At 67.5% G+C, this 21320-nt stretch carries 16 protein-coding genes; 7 read left to right on the plus strand and 9 right to left on the minus strand.

Going from position 1 to position 21320, the window contains the following annotated elements:
* Window positions 1-23: 23 nt before the first annotated feature.
* Both OG394_RS23150 and OG394_RS23155 read left to right on the plus strand, forming a co-directional pair.
* Window positions 24-1070 (plus strand): ArsR/SmtB family transcription factor, encoded by a 1047-nt coding sequence (locus OG394_RS23150; protein ID WP_328989129.1) that lies wholly within the window; start codon window positions 24-26, stop codon window positions 1068-1070.
* A 54-nt stretch (window positions 1071-1124) separates the two neighbouring features.
* Window positions 1125-1439: a YciI family protein gene (locus OG394_RS23155; RefSeq protein WP_328989130.1), complete on the plus strand. Its 315-nt coding sequence runs from the start codon at window positions 1125-1127 to the stop codon at window positions 1437-1439.
* Between the two features lie 65 nt (window positions 1440-1504).
* Here OG394_RS23155 and pepN read toward each other — a convergent pair whose 3' ends face one another.
* From pepN to ssd, 5 genes are all read right to left on the minus strand, one after another.
* On the minus strand, window positions 1505-4012 hold the full coding sequence (gene pepN / locus OG394_RS23160) for an aminopeptidase N (RefSeq protein WP_328989131.1): 2508 nt from the start codon (window positions 4010-4012) through the stop codon (window positions 1505-1507).
* A 40-nt stretch (window positions 4013-4052) separates the two neighbouring features.
* On the minus strand, window positions 4053-4817 hold the full coding sequence (locus OG394_RS23165; protein WP_328989132.1) for a type II secretion system F family protein: 765 nt from the start codon (window positions 4815-4817) through the stop codon (window positions 4053-4055).
* A gap of 25 nt (window positions 4818-4842) precedes the next feature.
* The gene (locus OG394_RS23170; RefSeq protein ID WP_328989133.1) at window positions 4843-5445 is read right to left on the minus strand and encodes a type II secretion system F family protein; all 603 of its coding nucleotides are present in this window, start codon (window positions 5443-5445) and stop codon (window positions 4843-4845) included.
* 248 nt (window positions 5446-5693) lie between these two features.
* Window positions 5694-6845: a TadA family conjugal transfer-associated ATPase gene (locus tag OG394_RS23175; RefSeq protein WP_328989134.1), complete on the minus strand. Its 1152-nt coding sequence runs from the start codon at window positions 6843-6845 to the stop codon at window positions 5694-5696.
* Window positions 6842-7936, minus strand: a complete 1095-nt coding sequence (gene ssd / locus OG394_RS23180) for a septum site-determining protein Ssd (protein ID WP_328989135.1) — start codon at window positions 7934-7936, stop codon at window positions 6842-6844. Before ssd ends, OG394_RS23175 begins: the two co-directional genes overlap by 4 nt.
* A gap of 285 nt (window positions 7937-8221) precedes the next feature.
* On the opposite strand from ssd, the gene OG394_RS23185 reads away from it, so the two are divergent.
* A complete protein-coding gene (locus OG394_RS23185) occupies window positions 8222-9964 on the plus strand; it encodes a glycosyl hydrolase family 18 protein (protein WP_328989136.1) in 1743 nt (580 codons plus the stop codon).
* A 34-nt stretch (window positions 9965-9998) separates the two neighbouring features.
* Window positions 9999-11546, plus strand: coding sequence for a glycoside hydrolase family 18 protein (locus tag OG394_RS23190; RefSeq protein ID WP_328989137.1), 1548 nt, complete (start codon window positions 9999-10001; stop codon window positions 11544-11546).
* 77 nt (window positions 11547-11623) lie between these two features.
* Here OG394_RS23190 and OG394_RS23195 read toward each other — a convergent pair whose 3' ends face one another.
* Complete coding sequence (locus OG394_RS23195) at window positions 11624-12610, minus strand: helix-turn-helix domain-containing protein (RefSeq protein WP_328989138.1); 987 nt, start codon at window positions 12608-12610, stop codon at window positions 11624-11626.
* 3 nt (window positions 12611-12613) lie between these two features.
* Window positions 12614-14326 carry a chitinase gene (locus tag OG394_RS23200; RefSeq protein ID WP_328989139.1) on the minus strand — a complete coding sequence of 571 codons (1713 nt, stop codon included), beginning with the start codon at window positions 14324-14326 and terminating at the stop codon, window positions 12614-12616.
* A 478-nt stretch (window positions 14327-14804) separates the two neighbouring features.
* Between OG394_RS23200 and OG394_RS23205 the strand changes: the two genes are divergently transcribed.
* Window positions 14805-15620 (plus strand): HAD family hydrolase, encoded by an 816-nt coding sequence (locus OG394_RS23205; protein WP_328989140.1) that lies wholly within the window; start codon window positions 14805-14807, stop codon window positions 15618-15620.
* A gap of 214 nt (window positions 15621-15834) precedes the next feature.
* On the opposite strand, the gene OG394_RS23210 is transcribed toward OG394_RS23205, so the two are convergent.
* Window positions 15835-16614 (minus strand): cell filamentation protein Fic, encoded by a 780-nt coding sequence (locus OG394_RS23210; RefSeq protein WP_328989141.1) that lies wholly within the window; start codon window positions 16612-16614, stop codon window positions 15835-15837.
* A gap of 38 nt (window positions 16615-16652) precedes the next feature.
* Between OG394_RS23210 and OG394_RS23215 the strand changes: the two genes are divergently transcribed.
* Window positions 16653-18929 (plus strand): bifunctional glycosyltransferase/CDP-glycerol:glycerophosphate glycerophosphotransferase, encoded by a 2277-nt coding sequence (locus OG394_RS23215; protein ID WP_328989142.1) that lies wholly within the window; start codon window positions 16653-16655, stop codon window positions 18927-18929.
* Here the strand turns inward: OG394_RS23215 and OG394_RS23220 are convergent.
* Window positions 18919-19344 carry a MarR family winged helix-turn-helix transcriptional regulator gene (locus tag OG394_RS23220; RefSeq protein ID WP_328989143.1) on the minus strand — a complete coding sequence of 142 codons (426 nt, stop codon included), beginning with the start codon at window positions 19342-19344 and terminating at the stop codon, window positions 18919-18921. The genes OG394_RS23215 and OG394_RS23220 overlap by 11 nt on opposite strands.
* 189 nt (window positions 19345-19533) lie before the next feature.
* Here OG394_RS23220 and OG394_RS23225 point away from each other — a divergent pair, with 189 nt between their 5' ends.
* Complete coding sequence (locus OG394_RS23225; protein ID WP_328989144.1) at window positions 19534-21234, plus strand: ABC transporter ATP-binding protein; 1701 nt, start codon at window positions 19534-19536, stop codon at window positions 21232-21234.
* The last annotated feature ends 86 nt before the right edge of the window (window positions 21235-21320 follow it).

The raw sequence follows: 21320 nt of genomic DNA on the forward strand, positions 1-21320 counted from the left end.
ACGAGAGGCGCACAGTGCTCGAGTTGGCGTTCACCGTGGAGGACCTGGCCCGGACCAGATTCGCGATCTCGCCGCTCTGGGAGATCGTGGCCAGCGTGCGACTGCTGAAGTCGCCGCGCTCGTGGGCCTTCCACCGGGACTGGGCGGTCACCACCTCGGAACGGCTCGAACGATCCGGCGCAGACCGGAGCCTGCTATTCGGCCTGGTCGATCCCGCTGTCTGGTATCTCGCCGACTTCCTCAGCGCCACGCCGCGCAGTCCCATCCCCGACCTCACCTCGGAGTTGGCGGCACTGCGGCGGATCCCGGCCGACCAGATCCGCGCCGACCTGGGCGTACTCGGGTATGCCCGCACCAACCCCATCGGCTCACTGGCCGAGGCTAAGATCCCGCGCGGCCCAGATCGTCGTACGCCGGAGCGGTTGCCGGCCGGACCGATCAGAGAGTTGTACGCCGATCCGGAGGCGGGCCTGGAACGGCTGGTGGACGAGCTCGCGGCGTACTGGGAGCTGGCCGTCGGTCCGCACTGGGGCCGAATTCGGGCACTGCTTGAAGGCGATGTGCTCTATCGGGCACGGCAGCTCGCCGACGAGGGGCACGGCCGATTGTTCGGCGAGCTGGCCGATACGGTCCGTTGGCGGCAGGGGTCGCTCTTCATTCGGCATCGCCGGTTCGGTGGAATGCGGCAACTCGCGGGTGAGGGGCTGCTGCTGGTGCCGTCGGCGTTCGTCTGGCCAAACGTCTTCTCGAGCACCATCCCGCCTTGGCAGCCGACGTTGACCTATCCCGCGAGAGGTATCGCCACCCTCTGGGATGCCTCGGCCGAGGTGGTTCCCGAGGGAATCGCGAAGGCGCTTGGGAGGTCGCGCGCCGACCTACTCGCGCACCTCGAGTCCCCGCGCTCGACGACGGAGCTGGCTAGCCGGACCGGCCTGACACCGGGTGGCGCCTCCCAGCATCTGAGCGCACTGCGCGCAGCTGGACTGGTCACGCCGCACCGGGTTGGCCGGAGCGTGCTGTACGCGCGGACGGCCGTCGCGGAGGCTCTGCTCGCGGCTGCCAAGCACTAATGGGGATACCCGGAGGTACTGACCTTTGCCCGCGGCCCGGTTAGCCTGGCCCGCATGTTCGTTCTGGAGCTGACCTATCCCGCCGCGCAAGACGAGGGATTCACCGAACGACGCGATGCGTTGCTCGACGATCACGTGTTGTGGGTGAAGAGCCACTTCGCGACGGGCACGTTCATCGCGTCCGGGCGCAAGGAACCGCGCGACGGCGGCATCATCCTTGCTGTTGGCAACGACCGGGTGGCGATCACCGAGCTGACCGGGACCGATCCGTTCGCGGTCGCGGGCATCTGCACTTACCGGGTGACCGAGTTCTACCCGAACAACGTCGCCCCTGCCCTCAACCAGTACCGCCAGGACCCACCCGCCTGACCCTCACCACAGCGAACCGACGCCGGACCGACGCCGGACCAAGGCCTGCGCCGGCGCCGCCGGACTCAGCCGCGCGAGCGCAGCATGCGTCTCGTCCGGTCGGCTCGCTCCAGCAGGTTGCTGCGGACGACCGGGTCCGCCTCTGACGCAAGCGCCTCCGCTCGTTGCACGTAGGCCAGGTCGACGGCGAACAGCGGGAAAAGGCTTCTGGTGAAGGCCATCGCCACCATCATTCCGCTACCGCTGAGGTTGGGCACGAGGTCGAGGTACGCCTCCGCATAGGGCCTCAGCAGCTCTTCCTGGCCGGCGCTCCAGAACGAGGTGGCGACCAGATGCATGGAACCGATCGGCACGGCCCGCTCCGTCACCAGCGTTTGCCAGGCTGCCATCTTCTCGGCCGGATCCGGTGTTGCCGCCTGGACCTGGAGCCTGCTGATCCAAGCGTCGGGATCCGGGTCCCGGTCGAGCAGCGCCTGCGCCTCGGTCGCGATCTCAAGCCCCAGCTGCGCCTTACGCACCAACGCCCGCCACTGGAGATCCAGATCATCGCCGGCCTCAGCCTGAAGCCACGCGACGTCGTCGAGGTCGGCCGCGGTCCGGGCAAGACCGCGCAGCGCCGCTTTGCGAGCGCCGGCGACACGCGAGCCGTCGACACTCGAGCCGGCCTCACCCAAGCCGTTGACGCGGGCGCCGGCGACATTGGCGTCCGTCGCGCCAGCGAGGCTGCGGCACGTCGCGGCTACTGCGCGCGCCAGCACGCCGCGCTCCGCCGATGGGCTCCACAGCTCCGCCGCGTCGGCAGCCAGGTTGAGATAAGGCTCGATCACCGATTCGGACGTCTCGACCGCCAAAACTCCCGTCAAGCACCGCACCGCCTCGGCAGCGGTCGCCTCGCCATTGATCAACATGTCCCAGGCCGTCGTGGTGGCAACTGCCCTGGAGATCGCGGTCGGGAGGCGGGCGGCGTTTTCGAAGAAGGCGTCCCTGGTGGTGGCGTCCGGTCTCGTCGAGGCAAATGTCAGGTCTTCGTCGTTGACGAGATAGAGGTCGGCGCCTGCCGGTAACTCAAGCCGGGTCCTCTCGCCTGTCAGCTCGACCTTCACCAGAGCTTCGCGTTCGAGGTAGTCGCCCTGTCTGCGATATGCCCCCACCGCCAGCACCTGCGGCCTCGGCGGCCCGCCAGGCCCTTCCGCCACCAGGACTGAGGTATCCCCGTCGTGCTCCAGGGTCAGCCGGTCAGTACCCGCCGTTTCCAGCCACCCCGCACGCCACTCGTCCAGATCGCGTCCGCTCGTCTCGGCGAGCGCCTCGATCAGGTCCTGCAACGTGGTGTTGCGCCAAGCGTGCTTGGCGAAGTAGTTCGTCAACCCAGCGGAAAACTCCGCCTCCCCGATGTACGTCATCAGCTGCTGCAGCACCGACGCGCCCTTGGGATAGGTGATCGCGTCGAACGTCGCCATGGCTGCTGCAACGTCCGGCACCGGTTGGCGGATCGGGTGCGTGGTCGGTCCCTGATCGACGAGATAGGCCTTGAGTTTCTCCCCGGCCAGATGAGCCGTCCAGGCATCCGTGTACGACGTCGCGCGAACCGCGGCCCAGTTACTCGCGAACTCCGCGAACGCCTCGTTGAGCCACACGTCATCCCACCAACGCATGGTGACGATGTTGCCGAACCACATATGCGCAAGCTCGTGCAAGAGGTACCGCGAGAAGATGTCCCACTCGGCCCGGGTCGGCGTACTCCTCCGCAGGAACAGGTCCATCCAGGTGACGCAGCCGAAGTTCTCCATGGCTCCGGCGAAGTCGGGTGCGAAGACCTGGTCGTACTTGTGCTGCGGAAACGGCATGCCGAACACGTCGGTGAAGAACTCGAGGCCTTGCGTGGTCAGCGTGAAGAGTTCGTCGGCGTCGCGCTCCAGGATCGACGCCAGCGACTGGCGGGCGAAGAGACCGAGGTCATGACCGGCTCCGCTGCGTCGGATCTCGTAGTAGGGCCCTGCGTTGATCACCGTGTTGTACGTCGACAGCGGCGGGGTTGCCGGGAAGGTCCAGCGTCGCGCGGTGCCGACGTCTTCGACCTTCGGGTCGCCGCTGTTGCTCAGCACAAGCCAGTCGCGTGGAGCGGTCACCGTGAACACGTACGGCGCCTTGAGATCGGGCTGATCGAAGCAGGCCCAAACGTACCGGGCGTAGTCGGGCGTGAAGTCCGTCCACACGTAGACCTGGCCGTCGCCGGGATCGACCGCCTTGTGCACGCCGTCGCCATCAGTCGTGTCCGTCCGGACGGAGACCACAGTGAGGACGTTGTGTCCGGCGAGCCCGGTCAGCGCGATCCGGCCGTCGACCGCTGGTGGCAGGGCGACGCCGTTGAGCGTGGCGCTCTCGACGTCTGCCGCACAGTCGACGAAGCTCTCAGCGCCAGGCCGGCGACAGGCAAAGGTGATCGTCGACTCACACCGCACCAGCGGACCGCTGGGTAGGTCGGTGAGGTCGACGCCTATGTCGTAGCGCTCGACCGTGAGAAGGCTCGCGCGCTCCTCCGCCTCGGCCTGGGTCAGACTCCGGACGACCATCGTTTCCCCTCTCTAGAACAAGCCCGCGCAGAAGCCGAAATCATGGCGAGACCAGGCCAAGGATGCCGGAAAGTGAGCCGGCGATCGTCGGAATTACGCCGAGCAGGAGGAAGGCGGGCAGGAAACACAGGCCGAGCGGTACGACCGATCGCGTTTCGACGGCTCTGGCCCGGGACTCGGCATTCCACCGACGCTCTTGCCGTACGTCGTCCGCGAGGTACTCGAGGGTGGAGGCCAAGGGCGCGCCCGAGCGCAGTGCCCGTCTGACCGCGCGCGACAAACCGACGCAGGCAGGCTCGGCCTCGAGGCTGTCCCACGCCTGCGCGGGATCCGCACCAAGGCGCAGCCGCCGCTCCACCTCGCCAAGCAACTCCGCCAACGGTCCGTCGATCCCGTGCACGACCGTCGCCACCGCCTCGCCGGGCGGACGACCCGCGCGGAGGCAGGCCGCGAGCAGGTCGATGGTCAGCGGCAGATCCGCGACGATCCGCTCGGTCCGTTGCCGGGCCGCGGCTGGTTGCAACCGGGCGATTAGCGGCGGACCCAGAACGACCGCACAGGCGGCCGGCGCCAGGCCCCACGGAAGGCCGAGCAAGAGCAGCAGCGCGGCACCCGCTGCCCAACTCGCGAGCCGATGCAGCCTGCGCTCTCGCGGTGTCACCGTCCTGCCATCGCCCCGAAGCCAACGCGTCCACGGCGGCACCGGCGGGTCGACAAGGCGATGCGGTCCAGGCCGGCCGGGCACCACCAAGCCGACGGCGAGCGCAAACGCCAGACAAGCCGGCAACACCTCCGCGCCCGTCATCAGTCAGCCCCACACAGAGCCCGGGTCATCGGTCGGCCTCGCATTGCGCGGCCATTCGTTCGACCCAGAACAACCCGAGCACACCGAGACCAAGGCCGACGAACAGACAACCCCAACCAACAGCCGTTCCGGTGAGAAACGTCAACGGCGCAGCACCCACCGCATAGCCGAGAAGCGTTGCCACCAAGGGCAACCCAGCCAACAGCCTCGCGGTCGCGCGAGCACCGCCAAGCCCGGCCGCCACCTGCCGCCGTACGGCCTCTTCGGTTCGCAACGACAGCGCGAGCCGTTCGGCGATCCCCGCGAGCGCGGCACCCGATCGATCCGATACCCGCCAGGCGGCAGCCAGCGCGCGCAGACCGCCGGACCCGGGCGAGGCGGCAGCCAACTCCAGCGCGCCACTGACATCACCACCCATCCGCGCGGCAGCCGCAGCCGTTCGCAGCTCAGGACAGACCGAGGCCGCGCCTTCCAACGCATCCCGCGGCGCACGACCGGCACGAAGGTCAGCCGCCAGCACCGTGCACGCCTCGATCACCCGCGCCCGGCAGCCGGCCGCTACAACGCGCCCACGCCCCTGCGCACGCAACACCAGCCAAGCCACGGCCAGCACCCCTGTGGCCAGCATTGACACCACAACCTGCCCGCCGAACAAGCTCCCGACCACAAAGACGAGCCCCACGATCCCAACCACGCCCCGCCAGGAACACCACCAACCTGGCGAACTCATGGACCGCAGACCGGACCAAGAGCTCGGCCCACGTTGAGCCGACCGCAAACGGCGAACACCCCGGGCAGATGACGGCAGACCGACAGCGACCGCGACACCCGCCAGCGTCGCCGCGCCCAACCCTGCAAGCTCGACCATGGCAGCCATCACCCCGTAAGCATGCGATTGAAGAGGCGGGAGCCATCCGACAGCTCGATCCGCCCATCGGTATCGAACCGGATGGCCGGGACCATCGTGGTGTACCCATCCGGCCGCCGCTCGACCACTTGCAACTCGGCCACCCGGCGTAGACCGTCCCCGTCTCGAACAAGGTGGACGACCACCCGCAGCGCCGACGCGACCTGACTATGCAAAGCCTCTCGCCCGAGCCCAGCAATAGCGCCCAACGCCTCCAGTCGAGCCGGCACGTCATACGCCGAGTTGGCGTGGACTGTCCCACAACCACCTTCGTGCCCGGTGTTCAACGCGGCCAGCAAATCCGCCACCTCAGCTCCACGCACCTCGCCGACCACGAGCCGATCCGGACGCATCCGCAGCGCCTGGCGAACCAGCTCGCGCAAAGTGATCTCCCCCGCGCCCTCCACATTCGGCGGGCGCGCCTCGAGCCGGACCACGTGCGGGTGTTCAGGCCGGAGTTCGCTCGCGTCTTCCACCAGCAGCAGGCGCTCCACGGGCGGCACGAGTGTGAGCAAAGAGCTGAGCAGAGTCGTCTTGCCCGTGCCGGTCCCACCGCTGATCAGGAACGCCAACCGCGCCTCCATCAAATCCCGCAGCACGACCGCACCACCCGGTGGCAGCGATCCGGCTGCCACCAGGTCGTCCAGGCTGAAGACCTGGCGGGACGGCACTCGCAGGGACAGACAGGTCCCAGGTGCGGCGACCGGTGACAGCACGGCGTGGAACCTGCTGCCGTCCGGAAGCCGGACGTCAACGTACGGCGTGGCGTCGTCGAGGCGACGGCCAGCCGCGGCCGCGAGACGAGTGGCCAGGCGGCGCACGGCGGACTCGTCGCCCGTGCGGACTGGGACCTTCTCCAGACCACGGCCGCGGTCGACGTACACCTCGTTGGGACCGTTCACGAGAATGTCGCTGATGCCGGGGTCGGCGAGTAGTCCGTCGAGCGGGCCGGCGCCCATCGCCTCACGGCGCAAGGCGGCGACAACCGCGAGCACGGTCGCGTCGCCGATCACGCCACCGTTGGCGCGAAGCACGGCCGCCACCCGGTCGGCGGTCGGCTCGAAGCCGTCGGCCGCGAGCGTGCCGCGGACTCGCTCCAGCAGTTCGGTAGAGACCCTCATGTCCGCGCCAAAAGAGGGCCAATGCTGAACTGGTCAAGGAGATCCGAGGCGGCCCGGCCGAGCGGCGTACGAGCATCGGCCGGGAAACGACCGCGGTCGAGCTGCGTCGCGAGATCCCGGTCGAAGCGGACCTGCGCGGCCAACCGGATCGACAGATGCTTCGCCACGTCAGCAGCGGACAACCCACTCAAACCCGGCTCCCGCGCAGCCAATCGCAGGTCGCCCGCGACCGATCTCAGCCGCCCGGCCACTCGAGCGGCAGCCGCACAGGCACGGACATCTCGCGGCACGACGAGCAGCGTCGAGGTCGCCCGGACCAGCGCCTCCTCGGTCGCCTCATCGCAACGCCGGGGCAGATCGACCACGACCAGATCGCTGCTTCGCTGGGCCGCGCTCAACACCGAACGCATCGCCTCCGGTGGCATCGCGACCACGTCGGCCCGATCCCACGAAAGCACGGCCAACTCACCCACCACCGGTAGCGCCGCGCGCAAGGCCGCAGCACTCACCCGGCCGGCGGCACCGACGAGCTCGGGCCAACGCAGACCCGCGTGTTTCTCCTGCCCCAGCACCAGGTCGATGCCTCCGCCGAGAGGATCGCCGTCGATCAGCATCGTCCGCAAACCCCTGCGCGCGCCGGTGACCGCGAGCGCGGCCGCGAGCACGGTGGCTCCCGCGCCACCGCAGCCACCAACACAGGCCAGGGTCAACGCCGAGCGAGCACCTGTCTCCAGGGAATCGGCCAGCCGGTCGCCCAGGACGACCTCGTCGGCCGGCAGGAAGTAGACCTGCTCGGCACCGAGCGCGACGGCTTGGCGGAAGATCGATGGGTCGCCCGGATCGGCGCCGACGAGCACCACACCGGATCGCCGCAGTGGTTGCGCCCGGGCTAGGTCGTCGGACAGGTCCTGGCCGACCACGACCAGCTCGGCGGCCGGCCAGCGGCGCCGGACACCGGTCAGATCCGGCTCGACCAGCGGGGTCACCCCTGCCGCGGCGGTTAGCCGGAGCAGGTCGTCGAGCAGGAGATCGTCAGCGGTGGCGAGCAGCACGGACGGTTCGGGAGTCAGCGTTGCGTTGGAGTTCACCATGCTGGAGAAGATGCAGTGAATCCGGCGGCCGAAGCCGGACGAATCCTTCGCCTGTGGACAGGTAAGCGCCTTCCCTTGTCGGCATTCCGACATCAGCGGTGATCCGCCAGTTCCGCACCGCAACCATCGGGGCTACATTCGGGCCAAGGCACCTTTCGAAAACTCTTTAACTAATATTTCCGCCTTGTTTCACCAGCAGCCGTGCACGCCCCAGACGGCTGCGGCCGAAGGGTGCCGACCACCGTCCACAGCCCTGGACCGCCCGCCCAGCCGGAGGACCCGCCCATGAAGAGAATGCGCACGCTCGCAGCGACCGTCGCCGCCGCCGTCATCGTGACGGCCGGGGTGTCGGTCGCGACCGCCGGACCACCCGCACCACAAGGCGCATTAGCGCCACAGGCCGTCAGTGGAGGCGTGAAATTCGCCTACTTCACCCAGTGGGGTATCTACGGAAACGCCTTCTATCCAAAGAACCTGGACACTTCAGGTGCCGCGGCGAAGCTCGACTTCATCAACTACGCCTTCGCCAACATCCACCCGACCGAGCACACCTGCTTCATGGCGAACAAGGCCGCCTCGCAGGACGAGAACAACCCCAACGCGGGCGACGGCGCCGGCGACGCGTTCGCCGACTACGGCAAGTCGTACGGCTCGGACATCAGTGTGGACGGCGTAGGCGACACCTGGAACCAGCCGATCACCGGCAACTTCAACCAGATGCGCAAGCTCAAGGCGAAGCACCCGCACCTCAAGGTCTTGATCTCGATCGGCGGCTGGACGTACTCCAAGTACTTCTCCGACGCCGCGTCGACCGACGCGAAGCGCAAGAAGTTCGTGAGCTCCTGTGTCGACATGTTCCTCAAGGGCAATCTGCCGATGGTCGACGGCTTCGGTGGCGCCGGTAGCGCCGCGGGCGTCTTCGACGGCATCGACCTCGACTGGGAGTACCCAGGCTCGCCGAACGGCCATGTAGGCAACCACTACAGCGCCGCCGACAAGCAGAACTTCACCCTGCTACTGGCCGAGTTCCGTGCCCAGATCGACGCCTACGGCAGCAGTGTCGGCAAGCGGATGTGGTTGACCGCCGCGACCCCGGCCGGCCAGGACAAGATCGCCACGATCGAGACCAACAAGATCGGCCAGTACCTCGACTACAACAACGTGATGACGTACGACATGCACGGCGGCTGGGACGCCACTGGGCCGACCAACTTCCAGGACCCGTTGTACGCATCGGCGGAGGACCCGAGTACGCCGATCCCGCCGGGCACCGCTAAGTACAACATCGACGGCGCGATCAAGGCGTGGACCACCGGCGACCCGGCGTACGGCATCCCCGGCGGCTTCCCGGCGAACAAGCTGACGATCGGATATCCCTTCTATTACAGGGGTTGGAAGGGCGTTCCCGCCACCGCCAACGGCAAGTACCAGACCGCCACCGGACCGGCCGACGGCCACGCCATGAGCGGCAACATGCCCGGTGTCTCCTTCTACAAGGAGCTCGTCGGCTTCGTCGACAGCCCGTCGGCGACGTTCTTCGACGAGACCACCAAGTCGTCGTGGTTCTACCGCAACGGCACGTTCTGGACCGGTGACAACCAGCAGTCCATCAAGGCCAAGGCCGATTACCAGCACTGCAAGGGTTTGGCCGGCGCGATGATGTATTCGATGGAGGCGCTCGACCCCGCCATGACGTTGTTCAACCACGTCGTGAACTCGGTCAACGCGAGCACCCCCGGCTGCGACGGCCCGACACCTACCCCAACGCCGACGCCCACGCCGACTCCCACTCCCACCCCGACGCCGACTCCCACGCCGACGCCGACGCCGACGCCGACTCCCACGCCAACACCGACTCCCACCCCGACCCCGACGCCCCCGACGGCGACCCCGTGGGCGGCCTGGACGACGTACGCGACCGGTGCGCTCGTTTCGTACAACGGCGTGACTTACCAGTGCCGCCAGGGCCACACCTCGCAGCCCGGCTGGGAGCCGTCGAACGTTCCCGCGCTCTGGCTAGCGATCTGACCGTCCGTTCTGACCGCCCACTGATCGGAGCACCATGAAACGCAGGCAAGTCTCAGTGATCGTCGCAGCGATCACTGCCCTCTTCATCTCAGTACTGGTCGCACCATCCGCACATGCGGCCCCAGTAACCGCGTCCTTCGTCAAGGTGTCCGATTGGGGCAGCGGCTTCGAAGGAAAGGTCACCGTCACCAACGGCACCACCAGCGCGATCAGCACCTGGCAGGTCGCACTCGACTTCCCGTCGGGCTACAGCATCAGCAGTTCCTGGGATGCGACCCGCAGCAGCAGCGGCCAGACGCACACCTTCACGCCGCCGGGCTGGGCAGGCTCGCTGGCGCCGGGCGCAAGTGTCACCTTCGGCTTCAACGGTTCTCCAGGCAACTTCCCCGGCGTCAGCGCCTGCCGTCTCAACGGCGGCTCGTGCAGCGGCGGAGGTAACGGAACTCTCCCAGGCACTCCCAGCGGCCTGACCGGTACGTCGACCTCGTCGTCGGTGAGCCTGAGCTGGTCCGCCGCGAGTGGCGCCACCGGCTACCGGATCTACCGCAACGGTTCGGCCGTCGGCACCAGCTCCGGTACGTCGTACACGGACTCGGGTCTCGCCGCCTCCACGACGTACAGCTATCAGGTGGCGGCGACGAACTCCGTAGGTGAAGGTACGAAGAGCGGAACCTTCTCCATCGCCACGAAGCCCGGCGGCGGCGACACCGGCACCCGCCGGGCCGCGCCGTACCTCTACATGGGTTGGGGCGAGCCGCCCAGCCCGACCACGGTCATGAACGCCACCGGTATCAAGTGGTTCACCATGGCCTTCATCCTGTCGTCCGGCGGCTGCAATCCGGCCTGGGACGGCCAACGGCCACTGCAGGGCAGTGCGGACGCCAACGCGATCGCGGCGATCCGTGCGGCCGGTGGCGACATCGTGCCGTCGATCGGCGGCTGGAGCGGTAACAAGCTCGGCCCGAACTGCAGCACGCCCGAGGCGCTCGCGGGTGCGTACCAGAAGGTGATCGACGCCTATGGCCTGAAGGCGATCGACGTCGACATCGAGAACTCCGACGAGTTCGAGAACGAGGTCGTTCAGGACCGCATCCTGAACGCGCTGAAGATCGTCAAGCAGAACAACCCTGGCATCCAGACGATCCTCACCTTCGGCACCTCGACCACCGGCCCGAACTACTGGGGCAACCGGCTGATCGAGCGGTCCGCCGCACTCGGCGCCAACATCGACGTGTTCACGCTGATGCCGTTCGACTTCGGCAGCAGCAACATCTACAACGACACGGTCGGCGCCAGCGAAGGCCTGAAGAACAAGCTGAAGGCGACGTTCGGCTGGACCGACGCACAGGCCTACGCCCACCAGGGCATCTCCGGAATGAACGGCCTGTCGGACCAGCAGGAGATGACCACCACGGCCACCTGGCAGAACATCACCAACTGGGCGAAGGGCAAGAACCTGGCCCGGCTCGCGTTCTGGTCGGTGAACCGTGACCGCGGCTGCGCCGGTGGCGGCGTGGTCTCGCACTGCAGCGGGATCGCCCAGCCGGACTGGGAGTTCACCCGGATCACCGCCGGCTTCTAACCGATACGCCGAGCCCAGCAGGCGGCAGCTGCCCCTCCATCTGCTGGGCTCGGTCTCAAAGGTCGGCTTCAAAAGCCCTACGTCTTCAGCAAGCCTTGATGCCCCGCGCGTAATCCAGCCTGGAAACGCGTGGTGGCATCAAGGGCTTTCATGATGCGTTGCATCCGTCGTTCGACCGTACGCTGCGCGACACCGAGACGCCGGGCTATGGCCTGATCGGTCAACCCCGCAGCCGCCAACGCCAGCAGCCGCTCATCCTCGGCACTAAGAAGGCCGCCCACCTCCCGCGTCACGACGAGTGGTGTCGCCCGCTGCCAAAGCAATTCGAACAACACGACAAGCCCATCCAGTAAGGCAGAACGGCCGATCTCGACCACGTCCTGCCCAGTCTGCAACAGGCCCGTACGGCGATCCGTAACGACCAGCATCATCGGTAGATCGCGCAGCATCCGGGCGTCCTCCCCGGCCTCCCCAAGCTCTCTGGCGGCCAGGAGATCCAGCGGATCCGCCAGACCCTCCATGTCGTAGATCGTCCGATAGGCCAACCCGTTCCGCAGGAGCTCCCGCCGAAGCCGCTGGCGGTCAGACGGCTCCACGGCGTACGGCGGCTTGTCGAGGATCAAGACCTCCCGCGTCGCCGTCTGCTGCGCCTGGAAGAACCTCTGCGCTATGGCCTCTCGTCCTCGCAACACGGTGAACGGACCAGCTCCGTCGGCCGCGCGGAACTCCTGCGCCAGAACGGCCGCGTTGATCCGCGCTTGCACTATTGCCGCCTGCTGCCGCAACGCGAGGACCTCGACCGCCGCCTCCGGCACCGCCGGCGTAAACCGCGCAGGACGGCCGCTAGTCCGCGATGCGAGGCCCAACGTCTCCAACGACCGAAGGTGCTTCGCGACCTTCGACGTAGGCCAACCGAGCTCGAGCACCAACTCAGAGATCGTGGCGTCCGGACGCGCCAGTAGAGCCCGGTAGACCTGCTCGTCTTCGCAGCAGACCCCGAGCCCCTCAAGCACCCGTGCCGGGGCCGGCGCGAACGCCGGCCCCGGGTTACGTCGTACCAGCACAGGTCAGGGCAGGTTGTGTACGTGGGTACCAACCTGGTTGGAGAACTCGTTGCCGTTGAGGGCGTCCCAGTTCGTCGACCAAGTCATGGCGCCACGCAGCGTCGGCCAGGTGGTGGTCGGCTTGAAGCTGCCGCAATTCGTCCCCCGGGCCAGACAGTCCAGGGCGTTCTTGACGATCGTCGGCGACACGTAGCCGCTACCGGCGCCACGGGTGGAAGCGGGAAGGCCTAGGCCGACCTGGTCCGCCCGGAGGCCGTTCTGCAACATGATGCAGGCCTGCGCGGTGATGAAGTCCACGCTGCCCTGCGAGTACACCTGACCATTGCAGCCGTTCATGGAACCCGAGTTGTAGTACTGGGTGTTCACGACCGTCAGGATGTCCTTGATGTTCAGCGCGAGCTTGAAGTACTCCTGCGAAGTGCTCTGCATGTCGATCGTCTGCGGAGCCATCGCGATGATCATGCCCGCGCCGAACCGGCTCTGCAGACTGCGAAGCGCCTGACCCATGTACGTCGCGTTGACACCGTTCTCCAGGTCGATGTCGACCCCGTCGAAGCCATACTCGCGCAGGACCGCGAGAGCAGTGTCCGCGAAGGCCGTCGCGGCGGTCGCGTTGTTGACCGAGATCGTGCCCTTCTCGCCACCGACCGACAGGATGACCTTCTTGCCGGCGCTCTGCTTGGCGGCGATATCCGCCTTGAACTGGGCCGCGGTGTAGCCACCCAGCCGGCTGGCGAGGGTCGGGTCGAGGGTGAAGCTGATAGCGCCCTGGCGGCTCGGATCCGCGTCCGCGAAGGCGACCGCGATCAGGTCGTACTGGCTCTGCACGTCGCTGATGCGCTGCACGGTCGCACCGTTGTCGAAGTTCTGCCAGTAGCCGGTCAGGATGTGCTTCGGCAACGTCCCCGTCGGCGGCGTGGTCCCCGGAGTGGTCGTTCCACTCGCGGCCGCGCCGTATGCCGAGCAGTTGCCGGTGGGGTCACACGCCCGCACCTTGAAGCTGTACGTCGTACTGGCGGCCAGGCCGTCGGCGGTCCAAGTGGTGACGTTGCCGACGTTCTGCGCCGGCTCGGAGCCGCGCTGCACCTCGTAGCGGCTGATGCCGTTCGCGTCGGACGACGCGGACCAGGTCAAACGCAACGAGCTGGAAGTCGCACTACCGACCGAGAGGCCTGACGGCACGGTAGGCGGCGTCGTGTCCGGGGGCGGACCGGTGCCACCAGGGCCATCAAGGACGACCTCATCGGCCTGGTACGGCGTCTGGCCGTACCAACCGTGCAGGTAGACCGTCACGGTGCTGGCCGACGCACTGGTGGTGAAGGTCGTCTTCAGCTTGTTCCAAGCGGTGTTGGTGCTCCAGGTGCTGGTGCCACCGTCGGCACCGAGGTACACGTTGGGGCCCTTCACCCAGGCACTCAGGGTGTACGTCGAGCTGGGTTTGACGGAGACCGTCTGGTTGCAGCGGGCGTGATCGCCTGGCGTTGGGGTGCCCTGCAACGCGTACGACCCGGCATAGGCCGAGCCACTGACGACCGAGCCGGTTCCGGCCGAGCACGACCAGCCGGCCAGCGAGCCGGACTCGAACGTGCCATTGGTCATCAGGTTGATCGCGGCCGTGCTGCTGAGGGGCGACAGCAGCACGGCCCCGACGGCGAGGAGGACGGATAGAAGGGCGGCGATGATCGCGGACTGAGGGCGGTTCGTTCGCGGAGTCATGTCCACAAGATGTGACCAGTCGACTACTTAGTCAAGTCTCTACATAAAGTGGGAGCGCTCTCATCACAATTTCAACAAACTCCACGCTCAGCAGGGCCCACGACGGGAAATAGCGCGGAATCGCGGAGACTCACCGCTCGGTCAGACCACACCGCGGAACGGAGGGGACCAGTAAGAGGAAAGGCGACGGCCCCCGGCGGGGGGGTGACCGGGGGCCGTCTTCGGCCACGGGCTCGGGGGGAGGAGCCGGGGGCCGATCAGGAGGCGACAGTCTGCCACTGTCAGGGAGTATTTACCCCCCAAGTCCGAACCCACACCTCATGGTTGAAAAAACCCACGAGGGCAGCCCGTCCAGCCGATCGGGATGACCCGGTCAGGCCAGTGCCACTGTCACACTACTGATCAGTCTAACCGCCTTGAGGTCAAGACAAAAGCCCGGACCCCCTCGCGTTTCGCCCGCCGACCTATGCTCAACCCCATGGAGCACCCCCGGCCGGGCCGCACGGCTGCCTTCTTCGACCTCGACAAGACCATCATCGCCCGCTCCAGCACCCTGGCCTTCTCCCGGCCGTTCTACGCCGGCGGCCTGATCAACCGGCGGACCGTGCTGCGCAGCGCCTACGCCCAGTTCGTCTACCTGCTCGGTGGCGCCGACCACGACCAGATGGAGCGGATGCGGGAGTACCTGTCGGCGATGTGCACCGGCTGGGACGTCCAGGTGGTCCGCGACATCGTGGCCGAGACGCTGCACGGGATCGTCGACCCGATCGTGTACGACGAGGCCGTCACGCTGATCGAGAACCACCACAAGCTCGGGCACGACGTGGTCATCGTGTCGTCGTCGGGGTACGAGGTGGTGGAGCCGATCGGCCGGATGCTCGGCGCCGACCGGGTGATCGCGACCCGGATGATCGTCGCCGACGGGAAGTACACCGGCGAGATCGACCACTACGTCTACGGCCCGCACAAGGCGATGGCGATCGTCGAGCTGGCCGCGGCCGAGGGCTACGATCTCACTCACTGTTACGCCTACTCCGACTCGGTCACCGACGAGCCGATGCTGGCCGCGACCGGTCATCCGGCCGCCGTCAATCCGGACAAGGGGCTGCGCAAGATCGCCGTCGCGCGGGACTGGCCGGTGCTCGATTTCTCCGCGCCGGTCGGGCTGCGCGAGCGCACCCGGTCGAGGCAACGACGCCTGTCGATGAGCGCGGCGGTCGCTCTCGGTGCGAGTCTGCTGACCGCCGGCCTGGTGCTTTATCTCAACCGGCGGCGTTCTTCTCAATCTCGTTAAGCCCTTCCGTTGAAGGGCTTCTGAGAGTACAAAGGAGTCAGCAAGATTGCAGGGCATTCAGGCACCCACGCGGCGACCAGCCCATCTGAATTGGGCAGTCGACCACAGGCTTGTCCTGAGGCGACAGACATAGGTGCACGCTTGGTAACCAGGATGCCCTGCCAGCAACGGCGCCCTCCCCGGAGGGCGCCGTTCGCATTTTCCCCTGCTCTGCTTAGCGATTCTGCGTCAAAGGTGAACGTTCAGCAGCCAAGGCGATGACCTCGCACTCCCGTAGCAGCCAGTCGCGCACCCCGGTCACGCCATCGGTGATGTATCCACGAAGCCCTTGTACATAAGAGCCCGCGAGCTCGGCGTGTCCGATTTCCGGTACGGTCGCGCCGAGTGGATCGGTGCCTCGGGCAACTAATATGACGCGTTCGGCCGCCCGTGCGACCAGCCCGTTCGCCGTACCGAAGGGCCGCAGCACCGCCAGCTCGGCGTGCACGATCGCGGCCACCACGATGGCCGGCGCAGTCGTCGGTTCGGTCAGCGCCTTGGCCAGACCACTCAGCCGCTCCCACATCTCGTCGGCCCCCGGCGCGGGCGGCAGGCCCTCGATGTCATCCGGCACGGCGTCACGCGCTGTCCGCAGGTGGCCGAGCTGCGATTCGTCGTACACGAGTCCGACGGCGGCGAGTTGGTGCAGCCGGGTCCAGACCTGCACGGGTGCCGTGTCGACCTGGGGCGCCAGCGACATCAGTTCGGTGGTCATCCGGACGGCGCCCGCGCTGAGGGCATCCCCCTCGCCGCGGCGTACGTCGTCCAGGCTCGACGTACTGCCGGACAGGGTCGCGGAGGCGTGGGCCCCGAGCAGGAGGGCCTCGGTGGTGACGTCACTGCTGATCCGGCGCAGGCCCCGGTCGCGCAGCAGCACGTCCACCGCGTCGCGAGCGGCCCGGACGGATGAGCCGACCCCTTCCAGTCCAGCCAGTGGTGCGAAGACATCGGTCATGCGCCCGACCCTAAACGGTGACCGTAGGATGCGCTGTCATGGTCGCTAGTACGGACTCCGGCGCGGTCGCGGACGGAGCTCCCCGGTTCAGCATCGTGGTCCCCTGTCACGGACAGCGGGCCTGGCTGCGACCTTGCCTGGACTCGGTCATCGGCCAGTCCTTCAGCGACTTCGAGATCATCGGGGTGGACGACGCCTCCCCCGACAACTCCGCGGACATCCTGGCCGAGTACGGCGCTGCCGATCCGCGCGTGCGGGTGCTGCGGCTGCCGGAGAACGTCGGCACCGGCCGCGCGCGGAATGCGGGGCTCGAGCTGTGCCGCGGCGACTACGTTCTGTTCCTCGACTGTGACGACACCATGCAGCCGGGCGCGCTCGAGGCGATCAGCGCGCGCCTTGACCGAACGGACAGCCCGGACATCCTGCTGTTCGACTACGAGCGGGTCTTCTGGGACGGCCGGGTCGTTCGCAGCCTGCAGCACGACGCCTTCGCCCGGGAGGGGAACGGCGTCTTCACCGCGGTCGAGCGCCCGGTCTTCCTGACGTTCCTCGAGGTCGTCTGGAACAAGGCCTACCGGCGCGAGTTCCTGCGCGATCACGGCTTCACCTTCACCGCCGGGCACTACCAGGACGCTCCCTGGACGTACGCGACGATGCTGACGGCCGGACGGATCGCCACGCTGGACCAGGTCGTCGTGCACTACCGCCAGCACCGGCTGCCCGGGGGCGCGGCGGGCCCGCGCAACCGCAAGCACTTCGACATCTTCGACCAGTACGACCGGGTCTTCAGCTTCATCCTCGATCCGGAGCTGTCCCACTGGCACCGGTTCGTGTTCGACCGGTCGCTCGACCACATCCTCACGGTGCTGCGCCGGGCCGACCGGCTGCACCCGGACGACAAGCCCGAGTTCTTCCACACCGCGGCGGCCTTCGCGCAGCGCTGGAAGCCCGAGGGCTACCGGCCGGATCTGACCCGGCGCGGCTTCAAGCGGTGGCTGGTGGTGACCGACGACTACGCGACGTACACCACGATCCGGACCGGCTCGCGGGTGAAGGAGACGACCCGGCGGCTCCGTACCCGCGGGGTCCCGACCGTGCGGCAGACCGCGGCGAACGTGCTCAGCCGGCGCTCGGGTGAGATCGACCAGAATCTGGCGGTCTACAACTCCTACTGGTGCAAGCAGTTCGCCTGTAACCCGCGCGCGATTTACGAGCGGGCCGCCGAGTTGGCGCCGCACATCCGTGGCGTCTGGGTCGTGCACCCGGATTACATCCAGGTCATCCCCGAGGGCGTGGAGTACGTGCTGGAGGGCTCCCCGGCGTACCACCAGCTCATGAACCGGGCGAAGTACTTCATCGCGAACGTCAACTTCCCGGGCGATCTGGTCAAGCGCGAGGGCCAGGTCCACGTGCAGACCCAGCACGGCACTCCGCTGAAGACGATGGGCACGGATCTCAGGCACTACCCGGTGGCGGCGAAGGACCTCGACCTCGAAGAGCTGATGCGCCGGGTCGACCGGTGGGACTTCAACATCAGCTCCAACCGGTACTCCTCGGAGATCTGGGACCGCACCTACCCGTCCCGCTTCGAGAACCTGGAGACGGGTTTTCCGCGGAACGACCGGTTGATGAACGCGGATCTGGAGACCGTGCGGGAGCTCCGGGCGTCCTTCGGGTTCGACGACTCGCACCTGGTCGTGCTGTACGCGCCGACCTTCCGCGACGGCCACGACGCCGTACGGACGAAGGACGGCGTGGTCGACCTCGGTGGCGACGGGATCCACCTCGACCTGGACGCGCTGGCGGCCGCGATCGGCGCCCACGGGCGCATTCTGGTTCGCACGCACTACTCGCTTTCCAAGGGCGCGGACGGCGTTCACTCCGACCGGATTGTGGACGTCTCGGCCCATCCCCGGGTCGAGGACCTCCAGCTGGCGGCCGACGTACTGATCTCGGACTACTCCTCGATCAGCTTCGACTACGCCAACCTGGATCGGCCGATCGTGCTGCTGGTCGACGACAAGGGCCAGTACGACTCCGATCGCGGCACGTATTTCGACATCACGGAGTTCCCGCCGGGGCTGGTCGCGCGTTCGCCGCAGGAGGTGGCGGCCGCGTTGACGACGGGCGCGTTCGCTGACGCCGAGGCCAGCAAGCGGCGTCAGCTGTTCCGGGAGAAGTTCTGCGAGTTCGACGATGGCCGGGCCACCGAGCGGGTAATTCGCCGGGTCTACCTCGGTGAGACCGACCTGCCGCCCATCACTCCGCTGGCTGAGCGCACGCCCGCGCCTTCGCCGTACTGGATCAGTCGTTAGCTCGTAGCGTGCGGAGGATGCGGACGAGGTCGGCCCGGTCCGCGTCGTCGAGACCGCTGAAGTAGGCGTCCGCGTCGGCGACCTTGGCCGCGCGCATGGCCTCGACGACCTCGGTGCCCTTCGGCGTGAGCCGGACCAGGATGGCCCGGCGATCGTCGGGATCGGGCTGCCGCTCGACCAGGTCGCGCTGTTCCAGATCGTCGACCACCTCGGTCGCCGAGCGTGGCGCGATGTGCAGCCGCTCGGCCAGATCGCGCAACCGCACCGGGCCGTGATGGGCGAGCACCCGCACTGCGCGGGACTGCGACGGGCTGACATCCCAGGGCGCGAGCGACTCGCGCGACATCTGCCGCAACTGCCGCGCGACCGCCCAGAAGGCCTCGGCGAGCGTCTCGTCCGGCTCTTGCGTACTCACGGGAACAGACTAGCAAGGAAAGTGGTTGTACCTCATGATGAGGTAACCTCAGTAAATACCTGAACCGAAAGGAATCCTTTGGAACCCGACCCACAGCACCGGCCACCTGGCTCTCGCCGCTCTCGCCACGAAGTCTCGGCCACTGAGAAGACCCAAGCGCGCGAGGTTTCGCTGCGCCGCATCGGCCGCTTGTTCCGGCCCTACCGCTGGCCGCTCGCCCTAGTGATCGCGATCATCGTCGCGTCCTCCGTCGTGAGCATGGCCTCTCCCTTCCTGCTGCGCGCCACCATCGACGAGGCGCTGCCGAAGCAGGACGTGAACCTGTTGCTCTGGCTGACCGGCGGCATGGTCGCGGTCGCCGTCATCACCTCCGCCTTCGGAGTGGTGCAGACCTGGATCTCCACCAAGGTCGGCCAGCAGATCATGCACCGGCTGCGGACGGACGTGTTCGCCCATCTGCAGCGTCAGTCGATCTCCTTCTTCACCCGCACTCGTACCGGTGAGGTCCAGTCGCGGATCACCAACGACATCGGCGGCATGCAGTCGGTGGTCACGTCGACCGCCACCTCCATCGCCTCGAACCTGACCACCGCCGTGGCCACCGCGGTCGCGATGGTCGCGCTGTCCTGGCAGCTCTCGCTGATCTCCCTGGTCGTGATGCCGCCGGCCATCTACCTGACCCGCCGGGTCGCGCGGATGCGGCGCGAGGTCACCACCAAACAGCAGCAGGAGCTGGCCGATCTGAACGTCGTCGTCGAGGAGGGCCTGTCGATCAGCGGCATCCAGCTCGTCAAGACGATGGGCGCCGGCCCGGCCCTGACCGAGCGGTTCACCGCGTCGTCCAGCCGGCTGATCGACCTCGAGCTGCGCGCGGAGCTGGCCGGCCGCTGGCGAATGGCCTCGATGAGCGTCATCTTCGCCGCCATCCCCGCGATCATCTACCTGAGCGCGGGTCTGCCCGCCACCTCGGGCGCGATGACGATCGGCACCCTGATCGCCTTCACCACCTTGCAGAACGGGCTGTTCCGGCCACTGATGGGTCTGCTCAACGTGAGCGTCAGCCTGATCAGTTCGCTGGCGTTGTTCGCGCGCATCTTCGAGTACCTGGATCTACCGATCGAGGTCGACGAGCCTTCGAAACCCGCCGCGATCGAGCCTCGCCGTACGGCCGGGCATGTGCGGCTGGAGGACGTCACCTTCACGTACGACGGCAGCGTCCGAGCGGCGATCGACGGCGTCACGTTGGACATCCCGGCGGGCAGCACGCTTGCGCTCGTTGGCGAAACCGGCTCGGGCAAGAGCACGCTCGGCGCGTTGCTGGCCCGGTTGTACGACCCGGGCGCCGGGCGTATCACCATCGACGGGATCGACCTGCGCGACCTTCGACTCGCGGATCTCGCGGCGGTGGTTGGCGTGGTGAGCCAGGAGACGTATCTGCTGCACACGACCGTCCGGGAGAACTTGCGCTATGCCAAGCCCGACGCGTCGGACGAGGAGATCTACGCGGCCGCGCGTGCCGCTCAGATCCACGAGTTGATCGTTGGATTGCCCGATGGGTACGACACGATGGTCGGCTCGCGTGGACACCGGTTCTCCGGTGGCGAGAAGCAGCGCATCGCGATCGCCCGCACGCTGTTGCGCGATCCGCGGGTGCTGGTCCTGGACGAGGCGACCAGTGCGCTGGACAACGAGACCGAGCGGGCCGTGCAGCGTGCGTTCGACGAGCTGTCAAAGGGCCGTACGACGATCACCATCGCGCATCGGCTCTCGACCGTGCGCACGGCAGACCAGATCGTCGTGATCGACGACGGCCGCGTGATCGAGTCCGGCACGCACCACAGCCTGGTCGCAGACAACGGCCGCTACGCATCGCTGGCGCTCGCCTCGTAATAGTTGGCCTTCCGGTGGATGGGCCTGCATACTTGGGCCCATGACGTCGAGCCTGGGCACTGTCTGCGCACTGCGCGACCAGTCCG

It is taken from the genome of Kribbella sp. NBC_01245 (genome assembly GCF_036226525.1).
In the GTDB taxonomy this organism is placed as follows: domain Bacteria; phylum Actinomycetota; class Actinomycetes; order Propionibacteriales; family Kribbellaceae; genus Kribbella.